This window comes from Arthrobacter sp. TJ-170, from assembly GCF_058269305.1.
Window position 1 is genome coordinate 1 of sequence record NZ_JBZCNL010000010.1, and the last position, 24305, is coordinate 24305.

The following is a 24305-nucleotide window of genomic DNA, read 5'->3' on the forward strand; positions in this document are numbered from 1 at the left end:
GAATCCGGCGGGTTCGTCCGGGATCACTTCTTCGGCAAGACTCCGGCCACGAAGGATCTCGTGGCGGACATGACCGACGCCCAGGTGTGGGGCCTGAAGCGCGGCGGGCATGACTACCGAAAGGTCTACGCGGCGTATAAGGCTGCCACGGAGTTCAAGGGCAAGCCCACCGTGATCCTGGCCAAGACCGTCAAGGGCTACGGCCTCGGACCGCATTTCGAGGGCCGCAACGCGACCCACCAGATGAAGAAACTGACCTTTCAGGACCTGAAGGAGTTCCGGGACTACCTCAGAATCCCGATCCCTGATGAGGTGCTGGAAGCGGATCCGTACGCACCTCCCTACTTCCATCCGGGACCAGAGTCGAAGGAGATCCAATACCTGCTGGACCGGCGTCGTGCACTTGGCGGGTTTGTTCCTGAACGCCGTCCTCACGGTGCAGCTGTGGATTTGCCGGGCGACAAGACCTATGAGGTAGCCAACCGGGGTTCGGGGAAGCAGCAGGCTGCCACCACCATGGCCTTCGTGAGGCTCCTGAAGGACCTCATGCGGGACAAGGGCCTGGGGTCGAGGATCGTTCCGATCGTGCCGGACGAATCGCGTACCTTCGGCATGGATGCCTTCTTCCCGACGGCGAAGATCTACAACCCCAAGGGCCAGAACTACCTATCCGTGGACCGGGACTTGGTCCTCGCCTACAAGGAGTCACCGGCAGGTGCCATCCTGCACCCGGGCATCAACGAGGCAGGCGCGGTGGCTGCCTTTACTGCTGCGGGCACCGCCTACGCGACGCAGGGTGAGCCGCTGATTCCGATCTACGTCTTCTACTCGATGTTCGGATTCCAGCGCACCGGTGACTCCTTCTGGGCCGCCGGCGACCAGATGACCCGCGGCTTCATCATCGGCGCCACCGCCGGACGCACCACCCTCACCGGCGAAGGCCTGCAGCACGCAGACGGACACTCACCCATCCTCGCCGCCACCAACCCCGCCGTCATCACCTACGACCCTGCCTACGGCTACGAGCTTGGCATCATCATGCGCGCCGGACTTGAGCGCATGTATGGCGGGAAATCCGATGATCCCAATGTCATGTACTACCTGACGGTTTACAACGAGCCCATCGTCCAACCTCCGTTGCCGGCCGGGCTGGATGCTGACGCCGTCATTCGCGGCATCTACCGATTGAAGCCGGGCAACGACGACGACGGCAAGCCAAAAGCCCAACTTCTCGCCTCCGGTGTTGCTGTGCCGTGGGCGCTCGAGGCGCAGGAACTCCTCTCGGACCACTGGGGTGTTTCCGCTGATGTGTGGTCGGTGACCTCCTGGACCGAACTGCGACGCGACGCGCTCGCCGCCGAGGAAGACGCCTTCCTCAACCCCGGCGCCGAAACCCGCATCCCGTTCGTCGCGCAGCAACTCGGTGAAGCACCTGGACCGATCGTCGCGGTCACGGACTACATGAAAGCCGTACCCGACCAGATCCGGCAGTTCCTCCCGCAGGACTTCGCCACCCTCGGCGCCGACGGCTTCGGCTTCTCTGACACCCGCGCCGCCGCCCGGCGGTACTTCAAGATCGACTCACACTCCGTCGTCGTACGCACCCTCGAACTCCTCGCCAAGCGCGGCGAGGTCGATCAGGACGCACCACGCCAAGCCATCGAAAAGTACTCACTGCTGACCCTGCCCTGACGCTGAGTTGGCAGGGTCAGGAGGAGGAGGAGCCCGCCCACTCGAGGAGCTCCCCCAGCGGCCAGGTGGTGATGATGCGGTCTGCAGGCACACCGTTCGCCTCAGCCCGTTGTGCACCGTACTGGAGGAAGTCGAGCTGACCGGGGGCGTGCGCGTCGCTGTCGATGCTGAAGAGGCAGCCGGCATCGAGGGCCAGCTGAATCAGGTTGTCGGGAGGATCCTGCCGCTCCGGCCGGGAATTGATCTCCACAGCAACGTTGTTCTCGGCACAGGCGGCGAAGACTTTCTCGGCATCGAACTCGGATTGCGGGCGCTGGCCCCGGGAACCCTGGACCAGGCGTCCCGTGCAGTGGCCAAGGATGTTGGTGTGCGGATCACGAATGCCGCCGAGCATGCGTGCGGTCATGGTGCGGCGGTCCGCGCGCAGTTTCGAGTGGACGCTGGCGACGACGATGTCCAGCCGGCCGAGCATCTCCGGGGACTGGTCCAGCGTTCCGTCCTCAAGGATGTCCACTTCGATGCCCTTGAGCAGGCGGAAGCCGTCGCTGTCGTCGTCGTTGATCTGGTCCACGATCTGAAGCTGCTCGGTAAGGCGCTCCGCGCTCAGGCCGTTTGCGATTTTCAGGTTGGGGGAGTGGTCGGTCAGCGCGAGGTATTCGCGGTTGAGCGCGCGGGCGGCGTCGACCATGAGCGGGATGGGGCTCCCGCCGTCGGACCAGTCGCTGTGGCTGTGCAGATCACCTCGAAGGAGGGCGCGAAGTTGGGAGCCGCCGTCGGCGAGTGCTTCCTTTGACCGCTCCCGCAGGTCGGCGAGATAGGAAGGGACCTCACCGTCGAGCGCCTGGGTAATCACCTCGAAGGAGCGCGCTCCGATGCCTTTCATGCGTTTGAGCCGGCCGTCGCGGGCACGCTGTGCGAGTTCGTCAGGCTCAAGGTCGGCGATTGCGGCGGCCGCACGGCGGAAAGCTTGCACCTTGAAACTGGGAGCCAGTTCCCGTTCCAGCCAGAAGGCGATTTCGTTCAGGGCAGCGGTGGCTTCCATAGGCCTATCTTCCATCATTTCCGTCCTGTAGCCGTCTCCGCACAGGCGGTTTTAAAATGTGATGCAGATAACGCTTGACAGTAACCGTGTGATACGGACTACACTGAAATCGGAAATCAACTTCCACAATATAGAAACCTTCTGGTTCCTAGACTATCGCCGGAAACATCGAGTCAAATCGAATTCGTTCGAGGGTAAGGGTGTTCAGCGCTGGCGGTAGCGCTCTAACGAAAGCTGACACCCATGCGCCTTGAGACCCTCAACACCTGTACCCCCGCTGACGCCGCAGCGCAATTGACACCCTGCGTTGATATTCCGCGCTGGGTGAGCGCCATCGTCGATGCACGGCCGTTCTCCTCGGAAGCTGACCTGATCGCCTTCGCCGGGACTGCAGCGCATCCGTGGACGGAGGACGAGATCGACGGCGCCCTGGCGCACCACCCGCGCATCGGCGAAAGGGCCCAGGGGGACACCACCGAAGCGACCATGTCCCGGGGTGAGCAGGCGGGCGTCAGCACCGCCGTCGAAACCCAAACTGCGCTCCTCGAAGGCAACCGCGCCTACGAGGAGAAGTTTGGGCGTGTCTTCCTCATCCGGGCCGCGGGACGCAGCGCAGAGGACATCCTCGCCGCGCTCGACGAGCGACTGCTCAATCCGCCCGAGCAGGAGCTGGACATCATCGCCCAGCAATTGCGTGAAATCGCCATCCTTCGACTCAAGGGAGTCCTTGCAGCATGAGCCGCAGCCACATCACCACCCACGTGCTCGACACCGGAACCGGACGCCCCGCCGTCGGGGTCGCAGCCCGCCTGGACAGGCAGGCACCGGACGGTTGGCAGGAAGTCGCGAAAGGAACCACCGACGACGACGGCCGCATCACCTCCCTGGGGCCCGAAGCACTGGAGGCGGGAACCTACCGGATCGACTTTGAAACCGGCAGTTACTTCGCCGCCACCGGCACCGGCACGTTTTTTCCGGCCGTCTCTCTCATCTTCGAACTCACCGACCCGGCACAGCATTACCACGTGCCACTTCTGATTAGTCCCTTCGCCTATTCCACCTACCGAGGAAGCTGACAATGACTACGCCAACCATCGAATCAAGCTCCACCGCACCCAACCCCGACGAGAACGCCGCGACCGGCGGCCGCATTGTCCTGGGCCGCAACCAGTATGGGAAGGCTGAATGCCGGCTCGTGAAGATCACGCGCGACACGGCCCGCCACCAGATCGAGGACCTCAACGTCACCTCGCAGCTGCACGGCGACTTCGAGTCCGCACACACCGAGGGCGACAACTCGAAGGTTGTTGCCACCGACACACAGAAGAACACCGTGTACGCATTTGCCCGCGACGGCGTCGGCTCCCCTGAGCAGTTCCTGCTGCGCCTGGGGAAGCACTTCACCGAGAGCTTTGACTGGGTCTCCGGCGGCCGCTGGGAAGCGGAGCAGTACTTCTGGGACCGCATCAGCGATCATGACCACGCGTTCTCGCGCAACAAGTCCGAGACCCGCACAGCGGTCCTGCTCATTGAGAACGGTGTGCGCCACATCGTCGCGGGCATCGAAGACCTCACCGTGCTGAAGTCGACCGGATCCGAGTTCCACGGCTTCCCCCGCGACCGGTACACCACGCTTCAGGAAACCACCGACCGCATCCTTGCCACCGATGTGAGTGCCCGCTGGCGTTACGCGCCGGACACCACGGACATCAACTTCACCGAGATCTACGCCAGCGTGCGCGGGATCTTCCTCGACGCTTTCGCCCAGACCCACTCACTGGCCCTCCAGCAGACCATGTTCGAGATGGGCAAGCAGGCGCTCGAGGCGCACCCGGAAATTGAGGAGATTAAACTTTCCCTGCCGAACAAGCACCACTTCCTCGTTGACCTCGAGCCCTTCGGTCTCGACAACCCGGGCGAGGTCTTCTTTGCAGCCGACCGTCCGTACGGACTCATCCAAGCCACCGTCGAGCGCGAGCGCACCGACGCGGCTCCCAGCGAAGCGGGGATCTGGGCCAACATTCCCGGATTCTGCTGAGAAACGGCTGGGGCGGACGCCTGAACAGCGCCGCCCCAACCGTGAACGGCCGCACACCGGCACGTGTCCGGCCGTTCATCCAACTACTCATGTGAGACAAGGAAGTCATACTCATGAAAGCAGTCAGTTCTACGAAACAACAGGCTAAACCACAGCGTCCCGAGGATGAACGGCTGCCTATCGGCCGTACCTTCACCTACGGATTTCAGCACGTCCTCACCATGTACGGCGGAATCATCGCTGTGCCGCTCATCGTAGGCACCGCCGCGGGCCTATCCCAGGAGGACATCGCCGTCCTGATTGCCTCCTGTCTCTTCGTGGGCGGCGCCGCTACCATCCTGCAGAGCTACGGCATCAAGTTCTTCGGCTCGCAGCTCCCACTCGTTCAGGGTGTCTCCTTCGCGGGGGTCGCCACCATGACCGCCATCCTCAGCGGCGGCGGTGGCCTCCAGACCGTGTTTGGCGCGGTTCTCGTGGCCTCCCTGATCGGTCTGGTCCTCGCGCCCTTCTTCGCAAAAATAATCAAGTTCTTCCCACCTGTGGTCACCGGCGTCATCATCACCACCATCGGGCTGACCCTGATGCCGGTGGCGGCCAACTGGGCAATGGGTGGCAACCCGAGCGCCGACAACTACGGCAGCCTCACCAACATTGCGCTCGCCGCGGGAACACTTGCTCTGGTCCTTCTCCTGAGCAAACTGGGCAACGCCGCAATCTCACGCCTTTCCATCCTTCTCGCGATCGTGGTCGGCACGGTGATCGCCGCGCTCCTGGGACTGGCCGACTTCTCGAACGTCGGGAACGGCGCCATCTTCGCCTTCCCGCAGCCGTTCGCCTTCGGCTGGCCGGTATTCGACCTCGCCGCCATAATCTCCATGACAATCGTGATCCTCGTCTGCATGACGGAGACGACGGCGGACATCCTCGCCGTGGGCGAGATCGCAAAGACGAAGGTTGACTCCCGCCGCATCGCCGACGGACTGCGCGCCGACATGCTCTCCAGCGCGCTTGCTCCGGTCTTCAATTCCTTCGCCCAGACAGCGTTCGCGCAGAACGTTGGCCTTGTGGCCATCACCGGCATCCGCAGCCGATACGTTGTCAGTGCGGGAGGACTGATCATGGTGATCCTCGGCCTCCTGCCCATCCTGGCCCGCCTCGTTGCGGCAGTTCCGACGCCGGTGCTCGGCGGCGCAGGCATCGTCCTTTTCGGCACGGTGGCCGCCAGCGGTATCCGCACCCTCGCGAAGGTGGAGTACGAGGGCAACATGAACCTGGTCATCGTCGCCGTGTCACTCGCCTTCGGGATGATCCCCGTGGTGGCACCAACGTTCTACGATGAGTTCCCCACCTGGTTCGGCATCATCTTCCACTCGGGCATCAGTTCCGCGGCCATCATGGCGGTGCTGCTCAACCTGCTCTTCAACCACCTCAAGGCGGGCAACCCGAACCGCGCCTCCGTGTTCGTTGCCAGCCCGCCCCGCATGGTGCGGACGGACGAACTCGCCGCCCTACAGGACGGCGACAGCTTCCAGGGCGGCAAGCTCGTGGCCGCAGACGGCACGGAGATCCCCGTGGTGACCGCGGCGCAGTACGTTGTGGTGAAGGAGAAGCTGGACAACGGCGAAATCAGCTGTGTCGAGGACATCCGCAAAATCTGCGACGAGTCACCCGACAAGGAGCACTAAAGCTCCTGCCTGCCTTCGCACACAGGGAGGCAGGCAGGGATCCCACACCTGGATCAGCAGACAGGACCACTGAGCTGACGGCACACCCCGCCGTCGCCGGTGGTCCTGTGCCGTTTCAGCTACTGAAACGAGAAGGCATATGTCCACACGCATCTGGGTCCGCGACCCCCTCGCCATCTTCACCGCCAACGATTCCGACGCCGGTGGCGGGGTGGTCATCGAGGGCACCGCCATCGTGGAGCTCGTCGGAACGGGAACGACGCCGTCGGGCGGCTACGATTCCGTCTTCGACGCCCGCGGCCACGTAGTGCTCCCCGGCCTCATCAATACGCATCACCACTTCTACCAGACACTCACCCGCGCCTGGGCACCCGTGGTCAACGTGCCGCTGTTCCCCTGGCTCGTGAATCTCTACCCCGTATGGGCACGGCTCACGCCGCGCGACCTCGAGCTGGCGACGACGGCGGCGCTCGCCGAACTGTTGCTCTCCGGCTGCACTACAGCTGCGGACCACCACTACCTGTTCCCCGGCGGTATGGAGGAATCCATCGATGTGCAGGTATCCGTGGTCCGGGAACTCGGCCTGCGTGCCATGCTGACGCGTGGTTCCATGACCCTTGGCGAGGACGACGGCGGCCTGCCGCCGCAGCAGACCGTGCAGGATGCCGAGGTGATCCTCGCGGATAGCGAGAGGCTGATCAGCCAGTACCACGAACGCGGTGCCGGAGCGCAGGTTCAAATCGCACTCGCTCCGTGCTCCCCGTTCTCCGTGACGACGGACATCATGAAGGCAAGCGCCGCCCTCGCGGAGCTGCATGACGTCCGGCTGCACACGCACCTGGCGGAGACACTCGATGAGGAGGACTTCTGCCGTGAGCGCTTCGGCATGAGGACCGTCGAGTATCTGGACAGCGTCGGCTGGCTGGGGCCGAGAACCTGGCTGGCGCACGGCATCCACTTCGACGACGGTGAAATTACCCAGCTTGGGGCGGCCGGGGTCGGTGTCGCCCACTGCCCGACGTCGAACATGCGGCTCGCGTCCGGTATCTGCCGGGCGGTAGAACTTGAGGAAGCGGGTGTTGCGGTGGGGCTGGGTGTGGATGGGTCGGCGTCGAACGATGCCTCCAACCTGATCCTCGAGGCCCGTCAGGCTCTCTACGTCCAAAGGCTGCGGTACGGTGCTGAGCTGGCTACGCCCGCACGGGCGCTCAGATGGGCCACCCGGGGTTCGGCGGCGGCGCTTGGCCGGGATGATATCGGTCAGCTCGCCGTGGGGAAGCAGGCCGACCTTGCACTGTTCCGACTGGATGAGTTGCGCTTCTCGGGTAGCCACGACCCTCTCTCTGCCCTGTTGCTGTGCGGGGCGGACCGGGCGGACCGAGTCATGGTCGGCGGGCAATGGCGCGTCGTGGACGGCGCCGTCGTCGGGCTGGATCTGGAGTCGCTCATCGCCGAGCACACGGCAGCGGCGCGGCGGCTCGTGGGATGAAGGGCGTGCATATGGTGCTCCTTGCCGAGCAATATTGCGCGACGACCCGCCGTTCCCAATGGATTTCAAAGGTTTCTCAACTAACTTTCCTAAGCTGGGACAAGACTTCTCGCCCATTTATAGGAAGGCCTCGTGGACCCGCACCCCGAAAGTGCCCATCGTTCCACTGCGCCGCGCCGTGCCTTGATTGTCAGTACATCGCGTGACCGCGGTGCGCTTGCTGCGGCCCGCTCGCTCTGTGCCGACGGCTGGACGGTAGGGGTGGGTACCCCAGAAGGCAGGGGGATGCTCTGTACTTCCCGGGCCGTCTCCGCCAGTCACCTTGTCCCTCGTCCCCGCGGGGACGGTGATGCCTTCATCGGGGGCGTCCGTGCTGCCGTGGAGGCCGGCAGGTACGACGTCGTCTTCGGCGGCGGTGACGACTGGATGGCCGCCCTCGCTACCTACCGCAGCAGAATCCCGACGACGGTGGCACACCCTTCGCCGGAGGCGGTCGGGAAGGCCCTGGACAAGGTGCTGCTCGCTGAGAGCGCGGGTCGGGTAGGACTGACGGCGCCGCGAACGGTACCGGCAACCCCGGATGCGCTGGCTGACTGGGACGGTCCGGTTGTTGTGAAGTCCCGGGCCCACTGGTCGCCCGGACAGACCCGGCCGCACCGCATCGAGGCACGGCTGTTCGCCAGCGTGGCCGCCGCCAGGGAACGCGTGGAGTACATGGAGCAGCTCGGGGCCGAACCGCTCCTTCAGGAACCCATTCGGGGGCAGCTGGGCGCACTGATCGGGTTTTTCCGGGACGGAAGACTCGAGGGCAGGGTCCAGCAGCAGACACCGCGCCTGTGGCCCACCCCGAACGGCGCCTCCGCACGTGCAACAACAGTCGCCGTCGACCACGCGCTCGCGGAGAAGGTCGAAGCGCTGCTCTCAGACATCGGCTGGTGGGGATTGGTGGAGCTGCAGTTCCTGACCGACGACGACGGCGTTTCCCACCTCATCGACTTCAACGGCCGCTTCTTCGGGTCGATTGCCCTGACGAATGCCGCCCGCCCCGGGCTGGCGGACGCGTGGGGCCGGCTGGCCCTCGGTGAGGCGGTGCCGCACCTGGCTGATGCGCCCCCCGGATTCAGGTACGCGTGGACGGCGGGCGACCTGCGCCGCGCGCGTATCGAACGGCGTGGCGGACTTGTTGCGGACGTCCTCGACACCCTCCGCTGGGCGAGTATGTCAAAGCACAGCGTGTGGGACCCGAAGGACCCCGGACCAACCATGCACCTGATTACGTCCAAGCTCCTGCGGAACAAACCGGCCACGCTTCGGCCTTCCGTCACCTCGTAACCGGCGGGTCAGCGGCGCCGTGCCGCGCGCAGCATGTCGAACGGCACCCGTCCCTCGGGGGCGCGCAGCACGATCAGCCCGAGCGCGTAGGTTCCGCACACCGAGATCGCGACCACGGAAACCGTCATCAGCGCCGGGCCGGGCACCAGGTTCAGCAGGAGAACTCCTACAGCGCCGGCGACGGCGGCCAGGAGAGCCGCGCGCAGCAGGAGGACAAGAGCAGCATGCAAGTCCACGCCGTCGTGCCGGTGTCTGAGAAGCCAGGCGTTTGCGACGGCCGCGAGCACCAGCGATGCGCTTGTCGCCAGCGCGATACCGGCGATTCCCATGACCGGTGCCAGCAGGATGTCGCCGACCACGTTGACCACCATGGCAATGACCGAGACCACCACGGGTGCTTTTGCGTCGCCGAGCGCATACGCCGTACTCACAACCACCTGGCGACACCCCAGGGCCAGTAGGGCGGGCGTGTACCAGAGAACAGCCGTGGCGGTGTCCTCGATGTCCTCCGGAGAGAAGGCACCGCGGCCGAAGGCGATCTCCACGAGCGGTTCAGCGGCAACCGCCAACACGACGCACAGGGGTACGAGGATCGTCACGGTCACGGAGAGGCCGCGGTTCACAAGGCGCCTGAGCTCCGGAAGGTTGCTCACGGAGGCGCTGATCGCCGGGTAGAGCGGCACGAGCAGTGAGGCAATGAGGAGCTGCTCCGGCAGGTTCACGAGGCGCCACCCGTAGGAGAGCGCAGTGATGGCGCCCTCCTCCAGCGTGGAGCCGACCGCGCGGTCCACGAGCGTGTTCACGTTTCCGACGGCGCTGCCCACCAGCATCGGTGGCACCAGCACGGCAATCTCACGGAAGCCCGGATCCTTCAGCTGCAGGCGCGGGCGCACCCGTGTGCCGAGGCTGCGCAGCGGGGGTATCTGCAGCAGGAGCCGCGCGCCGGAGCCGACCACGAATCCGACGGCGAGGGCCGTGATGCCATAGCGGGGACCGAAGAGTCCTGCCGCTGCGATCATGATCAGGTTGAAGGGGACACCCTGCAGGGACGCCCATGCGAAGCGGCCGTGTGACTGGGCCAGCGCGGCGAGAAGGTCGGTACCCGCGACGAGCACTGTAGCGGCGAGCACTATTCGGGTGAGCGCCGCAGCGGTGGCCGTTTCACCGTCGTCGAACCCCGGTGCCAGCAGCGACGTCACCGGGCCGGCGAAGATCCCCATCACGATTCCACCCACGCCGAGGACCACCATGGTGAGGGTGAAGGCGACGTCGAAACCGGTGTGGCCCTTGCACCCGTTCTCCTCGGCAGCCGCTTCCCGGGAAACCACCGGTATCGCGGAACGGGCCATCGCATAGGCCACGAGGCCGAGCACGATGTTCATCAGGCCCTGCGCCACAAGGTAGGCGTCCAGTTCAGCACCTGCCCCGAACACTGCCGCGATGACGACGTCGCGAAGGAAGCCAAGGAGTGTGGATACCGCGGTGAGGCCGGTGACAAGGACAGCAGCCCTCGAGATTGACTTACCCCCGAGTCTGGCCACGAAATCCCACACTATCCTTCCTGAGCGGCACACGGCTGCACCTGCCGGCCGGAGTTGACAGAATACATGCCCCCTTTCCAGCGACTGTCGTTACGCGCCAGACTGGTCCGGTTACACCGCTCAACCACAGGGAAGCCTCATGAAGTTGGAACTTTCGGCAACAGTGCTCGATTCGCCCGACGCGCGGGCGCTCGCCGACTTCTATCGGCGCCTGCTGGGTTGGGAGGTGACGTTCGAGGACGATGACTGGGTCATGCTCAAGGCGCCCGGCGGCAGTGCTGATCTGTCTTTCCAGACCGAGCCGGAGTACGTCAGGCCGGTCTGGCCGGCGGGCGAAGGGGACCCGCAGATGATGATGCACCTGGACATCCGCGTTGAGGACCTCGACGCTGCCGGTGCGCACGCCGTGGAGCAGGGCGCGGAACTTGCGGGGTTCCAGCCGCAGCAGGACGTCCGGGTCTACCTCGACCCTGCCGGCCACCCGTTCTGCCTCTTCGCGGACTGAGCTGGTCCTACGTCCTCACCTGGCCTAACGTGATTCGACGGCGTCGATTCCACCTGATCCACTTCCGGCGGCACTGCGCTCCTGGATGGTCAGGACAAGCCTGGCATGTGCGTCGTCGGTGAGGGGATACCACCGCATGACGCCAACGGCGAGGAGAAGGACGAGCGCGGGAGCAAGGCCGGCGGCTACACGGATGCCCAGTTCCGCCGTCGCGCTTTGCTCTGTCACCCCGGAAACATAGCCGCCCCAGGCGAGGGCGAAGCCGGCCAACGCGCCGCCGAGGGCCATGCCGACCTTCCGCGTCGAGGCCAGAAGGGCGTAGTTGGTTCCGTCGGTGCGGTGCCCTGTCTTCCATTCCCCGTACTCGACCGTGTCCGCGACCAGGGCCCACAGCAGAATGCTGACGGCGGCTGCTCCCGTCAGGGAGAGGAACATGCCCCCTACTGCGAACCAGACGAGTTCCTCAGGGGCGGTGAACACCAGAACACCGCCGGCCGTGCCCAGGAGCCCGCCGGAAATGTAGATGCACCGCTTCCCCCAGCGTTGAACGAGGCGCGGGGTCACCAGTGCAAGAACAAGCGTGATGACCACCTGCGCGCCGGTCAGGAATGCAAACAGTTCCAACCGGCCAAGGACATCCCGCAGGTAAAACAACTTCGCGGTGTTCGTGACCACGTTGGCTGTCATGAAGAACAGGGAGCTGACGCACAGGACCTGTAGCGGTACGTTCCGGGCGAGCGTCGCTCGAGCCTCCCGCAGGGAGAGCTTCGGTGCAGAGGAGGGAAGCTGCTCACGTGTAGCCAGTGCGGTGAACAGGTATAGGAATGTTCCGACGAGCGCGAACCCGATGGTCAGCGTGGTCAGGACATCCTGGATGTCGGCACCGCTCTGGAACTGCGGTGCAATAAAAATGCCGAGGAAGGCCGTGGTCGCCAATCCGCCCATCGTCCGGGCGCTCGCCAACCGGGCGCGGTCCCGAGGGTCGCGGGTGAGGGCGCCGGCCAGGGCTCCGTACGGGACGTTCACCAGGCTATACGCGAGACAATACGCGAAGTAGGAGATGTAGGCGTAGATCAGCGTGCCGTCGGAATCGAGCGTGTGAATGTGGAACATCGCCACGGACAAGCACAACGGGACGGCGCCGAGGAGGAGAAAGGGGCGGAATTTCCCAAGCCGCCGGTGGTGGTTACGGTCGGCAATCCTGCCAGCGAACACGTCGGCTGCGGCGTTGAACAGTCCCGCCAGCAGCAGGAGAGTTCCCGCGGCAGCGGCCGGGATGCCGGCGACATCCGTGTAGTAGACAAGCAGGAACATGCCCGCGGTGGAGAAGGTCATGCTGTTCGCGATGTCACCGGCACCGTAGGCGGCGACGCTGGTGAAGGGGAGCCGTGTAGGAGTCACTCGCTTCGTCATGGTCCCCGCTTCGGTATTCGTTCGGGCTCTGAGGCCGCCGGAAAACGTTTTCCTAAGCGTAGCGCTCCAGAGCTGCCCGCGCGCGGATGACCTTCCGACTCAGGGGAGTAACGAGGCTATCGAATGCCGTTACCGGGGCTGCTGTGCACCGTGTTGGGCATGCCGGGCCGCCGTCTCGATACGTTCCCGGTGTTCGGCCCACTCATCGGCGCTGCGCTGCGGCATGTTCGGGTCATCAGGACCGCGCCCGGTGGCGCCGTCGAGTTGCTCGCGGAGGATGTCCGCGTGGCCGAGGTGCTGGGCAGTCTCGACGCACATGTGAATGAGGATCTGCTGGAGGGTCACTCTGCGGCGTTCCGGTGACCACCACGGAACCTCACCAACGGCATGAAGCGGAAGCGCCTCGATGGTGGCGTCCGTGTGCGCGGCGGAAAAGTGATGGAGTTCGATGATCTCCTCGCGGGTCTCCTCTGCGGTGAGCCACAGATCTGCTTCCGGTGCGGCGTCGTCTTGGAACCAGGGGAGGTCCCGGCCACTGGGTCGGTTGAACACCTCGCCGAAGTAGCCCAACTGGACGCTTGCGACGTGCTTGACCAGGCCCAGCAGGTTGGTTCCCGTAGGTGTAAGCGGCCTGCGCGCGTCATAGTCCGCCAGGCCTTCCACCTTGGTCAGGAGGTCAGCGCGGCGCAGGCGCAGGTATCGGTGCAGAACTTCTTTATCGTCCATGGTGGCACTCTACTGGCTGCCTCTGACAAGGACTATGGGGACTCAGCCGGCCTCCAGATCCCGACGGCGGAAGGCAAAAGCTCCCGCAGCGACCAGCACTAGGGCAATCAGCGCCGCCGTTGCGACAGGAAGAAAATCAAGGTCTTCTGCGGGTACACGCGGCATCAGGCCGAACGGCTCGGCATCGGTGACGGCGTCGGGCAGGTTCAGCAGGGGACCGTAGAGCCCCACGATGATTGAACTCACCAGTAGGAGCCACACCCACCACCGGCCGGCGCGCAGTGCGACGTAGGAGACTGTTGCCAGACCGGCGAAGCCCATGACGAGGGGAAGATAAACCAGTCCCGCGAGGGCGAAGTCCCCCACAAGGTTCGGGTCGCCGAGCGAGGTTCCCGCCCCGGCACCCAGCCCAAGTCCCGTCGCCAGAAGCATGAGCGCTGAGCCAAGAGTGGTGACCGCGAGCGAGCTGAGCAACCAACCCGTGCGGCTGACCGGCGTGGCGAGGATTGCGCCGGTGCGACCGTCAGTTTCCTCGCCCCTCAGCCGGTTGACCGAGACCACCGCGTACACCGCCACCGCCATCGCGAAGAACGCGATGAAGGAGGCGAGCGTTGCCCGCAGGACATCCCACCCGCGCCCTGGCCGAAGACGGCGGCCAGCTGGGGCTGCACTTCGAAGCTTTCCACGATCCCCTGCCCCATTGAGCCGGTCAGCAGGGCGAAGATGAGGAGACCGGTCACCCACCCGATGATGTTGCCCCGTTCCATCCGCAAAGTCAGTCCGACGGGATGGATCAGTGACGCACGGGCGCTGCCTCGACCGCTTCGCGCCGGAAGCAGGCCGGCACCGAAGTCGCGGTGTGCCGTCAGCAGCACCGCACCAGCCAGCAGCACAGCGAAAAGCCCGACGCACAGCAGGAGTGGCCACCACCGCAGGTCAGTGAAGGCCCGTGTCTGCTGCGCCCACGCGATGGGCGAGAACCAGGAGAGCGCGCTGCCTCCAGGCTCCTGCGCATCTCCGACGCCGCGCACCACAAACGCCAACGCCAACGCTGCCCCTGCCATGCCGGACGCGGTTCGGGCGTGCTCACTGAGCTGTGCCGTCACCGCTGCGACGCCGCCGAAGACCAGACCCACGAGGGACATCCCGGCAGATACAGCCAGCGTGTCCTCGAGCGCCAATCCGCTGCTCAACAGGCCGGCAGCGAGAGCGGCACCGATGGCAGCGTTCGCCACCAGCAGCGCAAGGATGGCGGCGGCCAACGGCGCACGCCTCCCTACGACACCGGCCCGGACCAGCTCCGCCCGGCCGCTCGCCTCCTCCTCACGCGTATGCCGAATCACCAGGAAGATGGACATCAGCGCTGCGGTGACCGCGAGCATGCCGAGGAGCTCGTTGGTCACCATGGCACCGAACGTGTAATTGTCGGCGCCGTACCCGGGGCCCGTAAGGAGGGCGCCGGAGGGTTGCTGCATGATGTTCGCACGTGTCTGCAGCGCGGCCTGGTCAGGGTAGGCGAGGGGGATCACGGCGGCGAAGTAGGCCGCCATCCCGCCTATCCCCAGCGCCCATGCAGGGATCCGTATGCGGTCCCTGCGCAGTGCGAACCGGAGCAGCCGGAAGGTTCCGGTAAGGCTTCCGGCGCTGCTCTCGGTGGCCCGGTGTTTCCGCTGACCCGCAATGATCGTGGCGTTCATGGTGCTCACCTCCTGCCGCCGGAGGCGGCGGCGTGGCGCTCACCGTCTCCATACTGGTGGAGGAAGAGTTCTTCCAACGACGGCGGCGTGCTGATCAGGCTGCGGACGCCCAGCGGAATGAGATGTGCCAAGGCGGGCGGGAGGGCGTCGTCGTCGGCTGTGAAGTGCACCCTGTCCTCCTCCTGGCGGACGTCATGGACGCCCGGGATGGAAGCGACCGTTGTCGCGTCGCCATCGCTAACAACGACGACGGCGGTGCGCCGGAGGTGCCGAAGCTCGGCCAGTGTGCCGCTCTGCACGGTCCGGCCCTGCCGGATGATGGTGACGCGGTCACAGAGCGCTTCCACCTCGGCGAGGATATGGCTGGAGAGCAGAACGGTGCGGCCTGCGGCCTTGACCTCCCGGATGCACTCCTGGAACTCGCGCTCCATGAGGGGATCCAGGCCGGATGTGGGCTCGTCCAGGATCAGGAGTTCGACGTCGCTGGCCAGGGCCGCGATGAGTGCCACCTTCTGGCGGTTCCCTTTGGAGTAGGAACGCGTCTTCTTGGTGGGATCGAGGTTGAACCGTTCGAGGAGCTCACTGCGGCGCGTGCGATCGACGCCTCCGCGCAGGCCGGCAAACAGGTCGATTGCTTCGCCGCCGGTGATTTTGGGCCAAAGGCTCACATCACCGGGTACGTACGCGAGCCGGCTGTGAAGCTCGACGGCGTTCCAGGGATCCCGTCCGAAGAGCCGTGCAGTACCGGAGTCCGCCCTGAGCAGCCCCAGGAGAATCCGGATGGTGGTCGACTTTCCCGCACCGTTGGGGCCGAGGAATCCATGGACTTCGCCGGGATCGAGCGTGAGGTCGAGTTGGTCGAGTGCGCGTACGGAGCCGAAACTCTTGTTAAGCTGCCGCACTTCGATGATTGCTGACATGGGAACACCTTCTGGGAAGAGTGTTGGAAATACCGGGGTGAGACTGTGTTGTGAAAGCGCGGAGGAGTCAGGGCTGCGGGGGGTCGCCGACATACATGAGGTAGGCGTCCAGCATGGAACGGTCGGTCAGGAGGCCCTGGGTGAAGAGCTCGGTACTGGGCAGGCCCATACGGGCCAGGTAGCCCCGCATTGCGCCGGCGAAGTCCGAGGGGTCGGCCGGCGGGTTGAGGGTCAGGTCCAGCAGCAGGGCGCCGAATCCCTGGACGGTGAGGTACCGGGCGCGGGCCTTCTCGTCGAGTGAGGGAAGGATGGTCCCGGCTTTGACCCCTTCCGCTATCCATTCTTCTGCGTCCGCCGCGAAGTGGTCGATGAAGGACCGCGCAAGATCACCTCCGGCCTGCAGGCTCTGCAGCGCGTAGCCGACCAACGGTGCTGACTCCTCCACGGAGGCCATAGTGAGCAGGAGTTGGTCAGCGGACGCTGGCCGGACTGCCTGCTCCTTGTACTCACGGATCCTCTGGAGAACGTAAGCGTCACAGTTCTCGCGGAGGCCCTGCTTCGACCCGAAATGGTGCAGGACCAGTGCCGGACTGACGCCGGCGGCGTCAGCGATGGCGCGCACGCTGACGTTGAAGCCCGACCGTCCGAACAGCTCGACAGCCGCGTCGCGCAACCTGGCGCGAGCGGTGAGATCGGAGCGGTCAGCGTCGGCCGCGTTCTTCGAGACTAAACGCATGTTCAGTATGCTAAACCTGTGTTCAGTCGCAGGCAATAGGGCTAAGGGCGGGGCTGTTCCAGGTCCCGCCGCATGATCCATCGGGGGCGTCCGGCACTCGTTGCCTTCGTTTCGGCGACCCGCTCGAACCCGACTTTCTCGAACAGCGCTGTGGTGCCGACGAAGGCCAGCGTCGTGTTGATGCGGGTGCGCTCGGCGTCGACCGGATAGCCCTCGATTGCCGGAGCGCCGCGTGAACCGGCAAAGGTGACGGCTTCCTCCAGGAGCCGGGTGGCAACACCACGACGTCGGAATCCCGCCTTGACCACAAAGCAGATGACGCTCCACACCGGAAGATCGTCCAGTTGCTGAATTGTGCGCGAGCGGGTGAGCCGCCCCATATTGGCCCGGGGTCCGACGGCGCACCAGCCCACGGGTTCGCCATCCAGATAGGCGAGAAGTCCGGGCGGTGGATCCTCACCGCACAACTGCCGCATCCGGGCAGGCCTGCCTTCGGCGCCCAAAGCACTGAGCTCGGACGACGCCAAACGGGGAGACAGGCACCAGCAAGCCCCGGCGCCCGGCGTTTTCGGCGCAAGGAGGGAGGCGACGTCGTCGAACCGGTCAGCTGTAGCGGGATGGACCTCAACCGTCATGGACGCATGATACGCCGCCCTGCGTGAACCTAGCTGGCGAGATTGAGGTCGTCCGAGATGGCCTGCGCCGCGGATCGGAGCAGCGGTACGGCCTTGTCAGCGAACCCCTCATCCACGCGGGAGATCGGTCCGGAAACCGAGATGGCGGTCGGAGTGGGAGCGTTGGGCACGGCCATCGCGAAACAGCGGACCCCGAGCTCCTGCTCCTGCTCGTCGATCGAGTAACCGCGCTCGCGGATCTGGTCCAGCTCCTCAAACAGCTGATCAACTGAACTGATGCTCTTCTCGGTGGGCGTGGGCATCCCAGCCCGCGTCACGATGTTGCGCACGGTCTCGTTGTCCAGCTGGGCCAGGATGGCTTTCCCGACGCCGGTGTCATGGGTGTGTGCCCGGCGCCCCACTTCGGTGAACATGCGCATCGAGTGCGAAGAAGGTACCTGGGCGATGTAGACGACCATGTCGGAATCGAGCACCGCCATGTTGGAGGTCTCGCCCAGGCGGTCCACCAGCATCTTCAACTGCGGACGCGCCAGCGCGCCGAGCTGCTTGTTGGCGCCCTCGCCCAGCCGGATCAGGCGCGGACCAAGGGCGTAGCGACGGTTGGGAAGCTGGCGGGCGTAGCCCTTCATCACCAGCGTGCGCAGGAGCCGATGGATGGTGGGCAGCGGTAGGTCGGTGGAGGAGGACAGCTCGCTCAGAGTGACCTCGCCGCCCGCATCGGTGATCAACTCCAGCAGTTCGAATACGCGCTCCACCGACTGGACGCCGCCACCTGCAGCCTTCTCAGCCATTGGATTTCCTTCCTCATTGGATCGCTCGCGCTGCTCAACTCGACCCGTGTGCATAGTTTCCCTAACCATATCGTAATTCCACCTGATGGAAACTAGTTTCCCCTCGTTGGTGACATCTCGAGGAGGATCGACCGTCAAACGGTGACCGGCTTGTGTTTCCATAAGACAGATAATAATATCCATAATACGGAAACACAGAGCAGGCCGGGAACGGCCGCACCCAGGAGGATCTTCAATGGCGAGTCCTAGCCCCGGCTACTCAATCACCCTGCGCGTCCAGGCGCCGTCGAGCTTTACCGCTACTGCGGAGCTGGCCGCTGCCGTCGGCTCTGCCGGCGCGTCAATCACAGCCCTCGATGTCACCGAGTCGCACCACGACAGCATCGTGGTGGATGTCAGCTGCAACACCACGGACGCCGCGCACGGTGAGCGCGTCCGCGATGCGCTCAACGCGCTCGACGGCGTTCACGTCAAGAAGCTCAGCGACCGCACCTTCCTGATGCACCTCGGCGGAAAGCTGGAAGTCGTCCCCAAGGTTCCGCTGCGCAACCGCGACGATCTCTCCCGCGCCTACACTCCCGGCGTCGCACGCGTTTGTCTTGCCATTGCGGAAAATCCCGACGACGCCCGCCGCCTGACCGTTAAGCGCAACACCATTGCTGTGGTCACAGACGGCTCGGCCGTGCTGGGCCTCGGCAATATCGGCCCGGCTGCCGCGCTGCCCGTGATGGAGGGCAAGGCCGCCCTGTTCAAGCAGTTCGCCAACGTGGACGCCTGGCCCGTCTGCCTGGATACCCAGGACACCGAGGAAATCATCAGCATCGTCAAGGCGCTCGCGCCCGTCTACGGCGGCGTGAACCTTGAAGACATCGCTGCACCGCGCTGCTTCGAAATCGAGAACCGGCTCCGCGCGGAACTGGACATCCCGGTTTTCCACGACGACCAGCACGGCACCGCTATCGTGACTCTTGCCGCGCTCACCAACGCGCTCCGCGTCGTGGACAAGCGAATCGAGAACGTGCGCATTGTCGTTTCGGGCGTCGGCGCCGCCGGGTCCGCCATCATCCAGCTGCTACAGGCCCAGGGCGCGAAGAACATCGTCGCGTGCGACCGCAAGGGCGCCATCCACAGCGGGCAGACCCACACCGACGAGCACCGTCGCTGGATCGCGGAGAATACCAACCAGGACGCCTTCGCCGGATCACTCCATGAAGCGCTGGCCGGTGCGGACGTCTTCATCGGCGTCAGCGGCCCGAACATCCTCGGCGAGGAGCAGATCGCTTCAATGGCTGACCAGGCGATTGTCTTCGCGATGGCCAATCCTGATCCCGAGATCGACCCGATCATCGCCGCACGCCACGCCGCCGTTGTCGCCACCGGCCGCAGTGACTTCCCGAACCAGATCAACAACGTGCTCGCCTTCCCGGGCTTCTTCCGGGGACTGCTCGACGCCGGCGCCTCCGACATCACGCCGGAAATGCTCGTTGCCGCGGCTGTCGCAATCGCCGCCCGGGTGGACGATGATGAACTCAACGCCAGCTTCATCATTCCCAGCGTCTTTGATCCGCACGTCGCAGGCGACGTTGCCGCAGCGGTTGCCGCAGCAGCTCACGCCTCCGCCGGTTCAGCGGATCAGAGCCCCGCCGCAGTATCAGCAGAGTAGGAGCAGGACATGTCTATCGAACTCACGGATAAGGCGCCGGTCGACGGCGCGGAGACCATCCTCACCGCGGAGGCGCTCCAGTTCATCGAGAAGCTGCACCAGGAATTCCGGACAACGCGGAACGAGCGGCTGACCGCCCGCGCGGAACGCCGGGAGGAAGTGGCGAAGACCGGCAGGCTGGACTTCCTTCCGGAGACTGCCGAAATTCGCAAGGGCAACTGGACCGTCGCGGCAGCCCCCCCGCAGCTTCAGGACCGCCGCGTGGAGATGACCGGCCCGGCATCCCCGGTCAAGATGGCCATCAATGCCCTCAACTCGGGCGCCAAGGTGTGGCTTGCGGACCTCGAGGATGCAAGTTCGCCCACCTGGCACAACGTCGTTGATTCCCAGGTGAACCTGTACCGGGCGGCCCGCGGATCGCTGAGCTACACCTCGCCCGAGGGCAAGGAGTATGCGCTGCGGGCGGACGCGCCGCTCGCCGTCGTCGTTGCCCGCCCACGCGGCTGGCACCTCCCCGAGAAGAACATCACGATCGACGGTGAACCGGCCATCGGTGCGCTGGTGGACTTCGGGCTGCACTTCTTCCACAACGCCAGGCACCTCCTCGAGACCGGCAGCGGCCCCTACTACTACCTGCCCAAGCTGGAGAGCCACCTCGAGGCGCGCCTGTGGAATGACCTCTTCGTGTTCGCACAGGACTACGTCGGGGTCCCGCAGGGCTCAATCCGCGCGACCGTGCTGATCGAGACCATATCGGCGGCGTTCGAGATGGACGAGATCCTCTACGAACTGCGCGACCATGCCTCCGGGCTGAACGCCGGCCGCTGGGACTACCTCTTCAGCATCATCAAATACTTCCGCGACGGCGGTGAATCCTTCATCCTGCCTGACCGCGCGTCGGTTGCCATGACGGCTCCGTTCATGCGGGCGTACACCGAACTTCTGGTGAAGACCTGCCACCGTCGCGGCGCGTTCGCCATGGGCGGCATGGCCGCGTTCATCCCCAACCGCCGCGAACCCGAGGTCACGGCGCAGGCCGTCGAGAAGGTCCGAGCCGACAAGACCCGCGAGGCGAATGACGGCTTCGACGGCTCCTGGGTTGCCCACCCCGACCTCGTGCCGGTGTGTCGTGAGGTCTTCGATGCCGTGCTGGGCGATAAGCCGAACCAGATTGACCGCCAGCGGCCCGAGGTCGAGGTCACTGCAGAGCAACTCCTCGATGTGGAATCCGCCGACGGCGACGTCACCGAGGTGGGCCTGCGCGCCAACCTGTATGTCGCCGTCGCCTACGTTGCAGTGTGGCTCTCGGGCAACGGCGCAGTCGCCATCCACAACCTGATGGAAGATGCAGCAACGGCAGAAATTTCCCGTTCCCAGGTCTGGCAGCAGATCCGGAATAAGGTGGTGCTGGCCGACACCGGCAATACGGTCACCCCCGAACTCGTGAACTCGATCCTCGCGGAGGAAACCGAGAGGCTTCACGGCGAAGTCGGCGACGAAGCGTTCACCAGGTTCTATGAGCCGGCAAGCCGCCTCATCGCGGACATCTGCGTCTCCGAGGACTACACGGATTTCCTCACCCTCCCCGCCTATGAGTTGGTGAGCTGAGTGGAGTTCGCTCTCGGTTTTGACGACTATGCCGCGATCGACTCTAAACTCACGGACACCGATCGCCTCCTGCGCTTCAACTATCCCGGCGACGGCGGCGCGCGGCAGCCCGTGCATACGGTGTATGTTCCCGCCGACCGCTATCAGCCTTCGCTCCCGGTCGACTGGGGGCGTGAGGCGATTGCCGCCGTCGAACGCGCCGGCGGCATGGGCGCGCTGTGCAGCACTTTGAACGTGAACGACGACGTCGGCACGCTGGTGAGCGCGAAGCTCACCGCCGAGCCGATCGAGGACCTGCGGCTCGACTTCGAGGACGGGTACGGCAACCGGCCCGACGACGAAGAGGACGCCGACGCTGCCCGCGCGGCCATTGCGGTGGCCCGGGCGGTGCGGGACGGGATCGCGCCGCCGTTCATCGGCATCCGCTTCAAATGCTTCGAGGAGCCGACCCGCCGTCGTGCGCTGCGGACGCTGGATCTCTTTGTGGGCGGACTGCTCGCTGAAGGTCCGCTTCCCGAGGGCCTGGTGCTGACACTGCCGAAGGTGTCGACGGTGGCACAGGTCGAGGCCATGGTGTTCGCATGCGAGCGACTCGAAGCCGTGCATCGCCTTCCGTCAGGAAGGCTCCGGTTCGAGGTGCAGATGGAAACGCCGCAGCTGATCCTGGCTGCCGACGGCACCGTGCCTGTTGCACAACTGCTTCACCGCGCGCAGGGCCGGGTGTCCGCCCTGCACTACGGCACGTACGACTACAGCGATTCGCTGCAGATTGCCGCCGCCTACCAGTCGATGGAGCACCCTGCGGCCGACTATGCCAAGCAGGTCATGCAGGTGGCGGTCGCGGGCACCGGTGTCCGGCTGTCGGATGGGTCGACCAACATCCTGCCCGTCGGCACCGACGCCGAGGTGTCCGCGGCATGGGCACTGCACGCCCGGCTGGTGCGGCGCTCGCTGGAACGCGGCTACTACCAGGGGTGGGACCTGCACCCTGCGCAGCTGCCCAGCCGGTTCATCGCCACGTACGCGTTCTACCGGGAGGGCCTTCCGGCAGCGGCCACGCGGCTTCGGAACTACGTGCACCGGATCGAGAGCGCGATCCTCGATGAGCCGGCAACCGCCCGGGCCCTTGCCCGCTTCGTCCACCGCGGCGTGCTCTGCGGCGCCGTCACCGAGGCCGAAGTGAACGATCTGGCCGGCATATCCCTTCCCGACCTGGAAGCCCTCGCGCATCCGCGGAAACTTCCTGAAACAGCTGAGAACATTTAGGGACTAACGTTGAGCAACTACTACGCACCCGAATCCGTACTGCCTCCGCAGACGGACCTGCTGACCGGACGCGCCGTCGTCACCGAGGCCTACACTGTGATTCCCCGTGGGGTCCTTCGCGACATCGTGGTGAGCGAACTCCCTGAATGGACGGGAACCCGCACCTGGATCCTGAACCGCCCGGTGGCCGGCGGCGCGACGACGTTCGCCCAGTACCTCGTGGAGGTATCGCAGGGCGGCGGATCCACTGACCCCGAACCCGAGGCCGGAGTCGAGTCCTTCGTGTTCCTCCTCGAGGGCACGCTCACCGTCAAACTCGACGGCGAACTCCACGACCTCACGCCGGGCGGCTTCGCGTTCGTCCCGCCGGGTGCCGACTGGGAGGTGTCCAATTCCGCGCCGGAGCCCGCGAAGTTCCAGTGGATCCGCAAGGCCTACCAGCCGCTCGCCGGGCACACCCCGAAAGCGCGTGTGGGCAACGAGCAGGACATCGAGCCCGGCGCGATGCCCGGCACGGAGAACAAGTGGCGCACCACCCGCATGCTGCCGACCGATGACATGGCCTACGACATGCACATCAACGTGGTCACCTTCGAACCCGGCGCCGTCATTCCCTTCGCAGAGACCCACGTCATGGAGCATGGCCTCTACGTGCTGGAAGGCAAGGCCGTGTACCGGCTCAACCAGGACTGGGTGGAGGTCCAGGAGGGCGACTACATGTCACTTCGGGCCTTTTGCCCCCAGGCCTGCTACGCGGGCGGGCCGTCCAACTTCCGGTACCTGCTGTACAAGGACGTGAACCGGCAGATCAAGCTCACCTGACCAGGGGCTTTCGCGTCCAGGGCCAGGTGATCAGTGCCCAAAGGGTGAGGGCGACGGCAACTTCAACGGCCAGGTACCAGGGCCAATCTCCCATCAGGTCCAGCACTGAGGCATCGGGAGGCTTGGCGTTGAGAAAACCGTAGTTCGTCCCGGCGATCGCGTTAAACCCGAACACCAGCACAGCCCACACAAGGGTGGCCGTCACAACCGTGGCGTAACCGCGCCAGTTCGGCCGCATTCCGAGACCCCAGGTGAGATATACGGTTGCCCAGAACACCAAAGCGTGCTGGACCCAGTAGTCGATGAAGTAGATATCCGGAAAACCGGGTCTGACAGCAGGAGTGATCATCGCCTGCGGGATCAGGGTAAGCCCCCAGTAGTAAGTCATCGAGAAAGCCCATTTCCGCCGGGTCCACAGGGCGTAGACAGCCACCATCCAGGCGAGGTCCGAAATGTGCAGCGGCAAGGAGGAATCAATGTCCCATTGGGAAGGTTGGAGCCGGAAGACCAGCATCGTCAACGCGTACGCCAGGAGCACCGAGGCGAACGCACGTGAGAAGGTACGGCTGCCGGGGCTGCACCGGTATCGACGCCCGAGGATCACCAGCAGCGCCGAACCGACGGTGACTACAACCAGGAGGCCCCAGTGCGTGATCCCGTACGGGGTGAATACCCGTACCGCCCAAGGCAAATCCATGGTGACA

Annotated in this window: 23 protein-coding genes; 12 read left to right on the plus strand and 11 right to left on the minus strand. The window is 65.1% G+C overall.

The genetic code is table 11. The features are described 5' to 3' along the window. Nucleotides 1-1692, plus strand: a 1692-nt coding sequence (locus AC4D1W_RS15365) for a transketolase-like TK C-terminal-containing protein (protein ID WP_490899314.1), incomplete at its 5' end; no start/stop codon positions are given. Nucleotides 1693-1708: 16 nt separating this feature from the next. On the opposite strand, the gene AC4D1W_RS15370 is transcribed toward AC4D1W_RS15365, so the two are convergent. After that, complete coding sequence (locus AC4D1W_RS15370) at nucleotides 1709-2734, minus strand: PHP domain-containing protein (RefSeq protein WP_490899315.1); 1026 nt, start codon at nucleotides 2732-2734, stop codon at nucleotides 1709-1711. A gap of 243 nt (nucleotides 2735-2977) precedes the next feature. Between AC4D1W_RS15370 and uraD the strand changes: the two genes are divergently transcribed. The 6 genes from uraD (at nucleotide 2978) to AC4D1W_RS15400 (ending at nucleotide 9278) form a co-directional block, all read left to right on the plus strand. Then, nucleotides 2978-3472, plus strand: coding sequence for a 2-oxo-4-hydroxy-4-carboxy-5-ureidoimidazoline decarboxylase (gene uraD / locus AC4D1W_RS15375; protein WP_490892632.1), 495 nt, complete (start codon nucleotides 2978-2980; stop codon nucleotides 3470-3472). Next, a complete protein-coding gene (uraH, locus tag AC4D1W_RS15380; RefSeq protein WP_490899316.1) occupies nucleotides 3469-3810 on the plus strand; it encodes a hydroxyisourate hydrolase in 342 nt (113 codons plus the stop codon). The genes uraD and uraH overlap by 4 nt, the downstream gene beginning before the upstream one ends. A 2-nt stretch (nucleotides 3811-3812) precedes the next feature. Continuing rightward, nucleotides 3813-4772 carry a factor-independent urate hydroxylase gene (gene pucL, locus AC4D1W_RS15385; protein ID WP_490892634.1) on the plus strand — a complete coding sequence of 320 codons (960 nt, stop codon included), beginning with the start codon at nucleotides 3813-3815 and terminating at the stop codon, nucleotides 4770-4772. A gap of 113 nt (nucleotides 4773-4885) precedes the next feature. Beyond that, nucleotides 4886-6457: a nucleobase:cation symporter-2 family protein gene (locus AC4D1W_RS15390; protein WP_490899317.1), complete on the plus strand. Its 1572-nt coding sequence runs from the start codon at nucleotides 4886-4888 to the stop codon at nucleotides 6455-6457. A 139-nt stretch (nucleotides 6458-6596) separates the two neighbouring features. After that, entirely contained in the window at nucleotides 6597-7946 is a 1350-nt protein-coding gene (locus tag AC4D1W_RS15395; protein WP_490899318.1) for an 8-oxoguanine deaminase, read from the plus strand. A 132-nt stretch (nucleotides 7947-8078) separates the two neighbouring features. Then, nucleotides 8079-9278, plus strand: a complete 1200-nt coding sequence (locus tag AC4D1W_RS15400) for an ATP-grasp domain-containing protein (RefSeq protein ID WP_490899319.1) — start codon at nucleotides 8079-8081, stop codon at nucleotides 9276-9278. Between the two features lie 8 nt (nucleotides 9279-9286). Here the strand turns inward: AC4D1W_RS15400 and murJ are convergent, their stop codons facing one another. After that, nucleotides 9287-10819: a murein biosynthesis integral membrane protein MurJ gene (murJ, locus tag AC4D1W_RS15405; protein WP_490899320.1), complete on the minus strand. Its 1533-nt coding sequence runs from the start codon at nucleotides 10817-10819 to the stop codon at nucleotides 9287-9289. Between the two features lie 139 nt (nucleotides 10820-10958). Here murJ and AC4D1W_RS15410 point away from each other — a divergent pair, with 139 nt between their 5' ends. Then, the gene (locus AC4D1W_RS15410) at nucleotides 10959-11324 is read left to right on the plus strand and encodes a VOC family protein (protein ID WP_490899321.1); all 366 of its coding nucleotides are present in this window, start codon (nucleotides 10959-10961) and stop codon (nucleotides 11322-11324) included. A 24-nt stretch (nucleotides 11325-11348) separates the two neighbouring features. Here the strand turns inward: AC4D1W_RS15410 and AC4D1W_RS15415 are convergent, their stop codons facing one another. From AC4D1W_RS15415 to AC4D1W_RS15450, 8 genes are all read right to left on the minus strand, one after another. Beyond that, entirely contained in the window at nucleotides 11349-12737 is a 1389-nt protein-coding gene (locus AC4D1W_RS15415) for a glycoside-pentoside-hexuronide (GPH):cation symporter (protein WP_490899322.1), read from the minus strand. Between the two features lie 129 nt (nucleotides 12738-12866). Continuing rightward, on the minus strand, nucleotides 12867-13463 hold the full coding sequence (locus AC4D1W_RS15420; RefSeq protein ID WP_490899323.1) for a DinB family protein: 597 nt from the start codon (nucleotides 13461-13463) through the stop codon (nucleotides 12867-12869). A 42-nt stretch (nucleotides 13464-13505) separates the two neighbouring features. After that, the gene (locus AC4D1W_RS15425) at nucleotides 13506-14045 is read right to left on the minus strand and encodes an efflux permease Rv1217c-related protein (protein WP_490899324.1); all 540 of its coding nucleotides are present in this window, start codon (nucleotides 14043-14045) and stop codon (nucleotides 13506-13508) included. Further along, entirely contained in the window at nucleotides 14003-15160 is a 1158-nt protein-coding gene (locus tag AC4D1W_RS15430; RefSeq protein ID WP_490899325.1) for an ABC transporter permease, read from the minus strand. The genes AC4D1W_RS15425 and AC4D1W_RS15430 overlap by 43 nt, the downstream gene beginning before the upstream one ends. Nucleotides 15161-15165: 5 nt before the next feature. Continuing rightward, the gene (locus tag AC4D1W_RS15435; protein WP_490899326.1) at nucleotides 15166-16080 is read right to left on the minus strand and encodes an ABC transporter ATP-binding protein; all 915 of its coding nucleotides are present in this window, start codon (nucleotides 16078-16080) and stop codon (nucleotides 15166-15168) included. Nucleotides 16081-16147: 67 nt separating this feature from the next. After that, nucleotides 16148-16816, minus strand: coding sequence for a TetR/AcrR family transcriptional regulator (locus AC4D1W_RS15440; RefSeq protein ID WP_490899327.1), 669 nt, complete (start codon nucleotides 16814-16816; stop codon nucleotides 16148-16150). Between the two features lie 41 nt (nucleotides 16817-16857). Then, nucleotides 16858-17451: a GNAT family N-acetyltransferase gene (locus AC4D1W_RS15445; RefSeq protein WP_490899328.1), complete on the minus strand. Its 594-nt coding sequence runs from the start codon at nucleotides 17449-17451 to the stop codon at nucleotides 16858-16860. Between the two features lie 29 nt (nucleotides 17452-17480). Further along, entirely contained in the window at nucleotides 17481-18242 is a 762-nt protein-coding gene (locus AC4D1W_RS15450; RefSeq protein ID WP_490899329.1) for an IclR family transcriptional regulator, read from the minus strand. Nucleotides 18243-18477: 235 nt separating this feature from the next. On the opposite strand from AC4D1W_RS15450, the gene AC4D1W_RS15455 reads away from it, so the two are divergent. The 4 genes from AC4D1W_RS15455 to AC4D1W_RS15470 are packed head-to-tail and all read left to right on the plus strand — an operon-like array spanning nucleotide 18478 to nucleotide 23601. Further along, nucleotides 18478-19905, plus strand: a complete 1428-nt coding sequence (locus AC4D1W_RS15455; protein ID WP_490899330.1) for an NAD-dependent malic enzyme — start codon at nucleotides 18478-18480, stop codon at nucleotides 19903-19905. Nucleotides 19906-19914: 9 nt separating this feature from the next. Further along, a complete protein-coding gene (gene aceB, locus AC4D1W_RS15460) occupies nucleotides 19915-21513 on the plus strand; it encodes a malate synthase A (RefSeq protein WP_490899331.1) in 1599 nt (532 codons plus the stop codon). After that, nucleotides 21514-22779: a DUF6986 family protein gene (locus AC4D1W_RS15465; protein ID WP_490899332.1), complete on the plus strand. Its 1266-nt coding sequence runs from the start codon at nucleotides 21514-21516 to the stop codon at nucleotides 22777-22779. Between the two features lie 9 nt (nucleotides 22780-22788). Next, nucleotides 22789-23601 (plus strand): bifunctional allantoicase/(S)-ureidoglycine aminohydrolase, encoded by an 813-nt coding sequence (locus AC4D1W_RS15470; protein ID WP_490892650.1) that lies wholly within the window; start codon nucleotides 22789-22791, stop codon nucleotides 23599-23601. Here the strand turns inward: AC4D1W_RS15470 and AC4D1W_RS15475 are convergent. After that, nucleotides 23594-24298 carry a YwaF family protein gene (locus AC4D1W_RS15475; protein WP_490899333.1) on the minus strand — a complete coding sequence of 235 codons (705 nt, stop codon included), beginning with the start codon at nucleotides 24296-24298 and terminating at the stop codon, nucleotides 23594-23596. The two genes, AC4D1W_RS15470 and AC4D1W_RS15475, sit on opposite strands and share 8 nt — an antisense overlap. Nucleotides 24299-24305: the final 7 nt, after the last annotated feature.

Bases quoted from the DNA above. Each gene is read 5' to 3' on its own strand.
- AC4D1W_RS15370 (WP_490899315.1), bottom strand. From the start codon at position 2,734: ATGGAAGCCACCGCTGCCCTGAACGAAATCGCCTTCTGGCTGGAACGG.
- uraD (WP_490892632.1), top strand. From the start codon at position 2,978: ATGCGCCTTGAGACCCTCAACACCTGTACCCCCGCTGACGCCGCAGCG.
- uraH (WP_490899316.1), top strand. From the start codon at position 3,469: ATGAGCCGCAGCCACATCACCACCCACGTGCTCGACACCGGAACCGGA.
- pucL (WP_490892634.1), top strand. From the start codon at position 3,813: ATGACTACGCCAACCATCGAATCAAGCTCCACCGCACCCAACCCCGAC.
- AC4D1W_RS15390 (WP_490899317.1), top strand. From the start codon at position 4,886: ATGAAAGCAGTCAGTTCTACGAAACAACAGGCTAAACCACAGCGTCCC.
- AC4D1W_RS15395 (WP_490899318.1), top strand. From the start codon at position 6,597: ATGTCCACACGCATCTGGGTCCGCGACCCCCTCGCCATCTTCACCGCC.
- AC4D1W_RS15410 (WP_490899321.1), top strand. From the start codon at position 10,959: ATGAAGTTGGAACTTTCGGCAACAGTGCTCGATTCGCCCGACGCGCGG.
- AC4D1W_RS15415 (WP_490899322.1), bottom strand. From the start codon at position 12,737: ATGACGAAGCGAGTGACTCCTACACGGCTCCCCTTCACCAGCGTCGCC.
- AC4D1W_RS15420 (WP_490899323.1), bottom strand. From the start codon at position 13,463: ATGGACGATAAAGAAGTTCTGCACCGATACCTGCGCCTGCGCCGCGCT.
- AC4D1W_RS15425 (WP_490899324.1), bottom strand. From the start codon at position 14,045: ATGGCGGTGGCGGTGTACGCGGTGGTCTCGGTCAACCGGCTGAGGGGC.
- AC4D1W_RS15430 (WP_490899325.1), bottom strand. From the start codon at position 15,160: ATGAACGCCACGATCATTGCGGGTCAGCGGAAACACCGGGCCACCGAG.
- AC4D1W_RS15435 (WP_490899326.1), bottom strand. From the start codon at position 16,080: ATGTCAGCAATCATCGAAGTGCGGCAGCTTAACAAGAGTTTCGGCTCC.
- AC4D1W_RS15440 (WP_490899327.1), bottom strand. From the start codon at position 16,816: ATGCGTTTAGTCTCGAAGAACGCGGCCGACGCTGACCGCTCCGATCTC.
- AC4D1W_RS15445 (WP_490899328.1), bottom strand. From the start codon at position 17,451: ATGACGGTTGAGGTCCATCCCGCTACAGCTGACCGGTTCGACGACGTC.
- AC4D1W_RS15450 (WP_490899329.1), bottom strand. From the start codon at position 18,242: ATGGCTGAGAAGGCTGCAGGTGGCGGCGTCCAGTCGGTGGAGCGCGTA.
- AC4D1W_RS15455 (WP_490899330.1), top strand. From the start codon at position 18,478: ATGGCGAGTCCTAGCCCCGGCTACTCAATCACCCTGCGCGTCCAGGCG.
- aceB (WP_490899331.1), top strand. From the start codon at position 19,915: ATGTCTATCGAACTCACGGATAAGGCGCCGGTCGACGGCGCGGAGACC.
- AC4D1W_RS15475 (WP_490899333.1), bottom strand. From the start codon at position 24,298: ATGGATTTGCCTTGGGCGGTACGGGTATTCACCCCGTACGGGATCACG.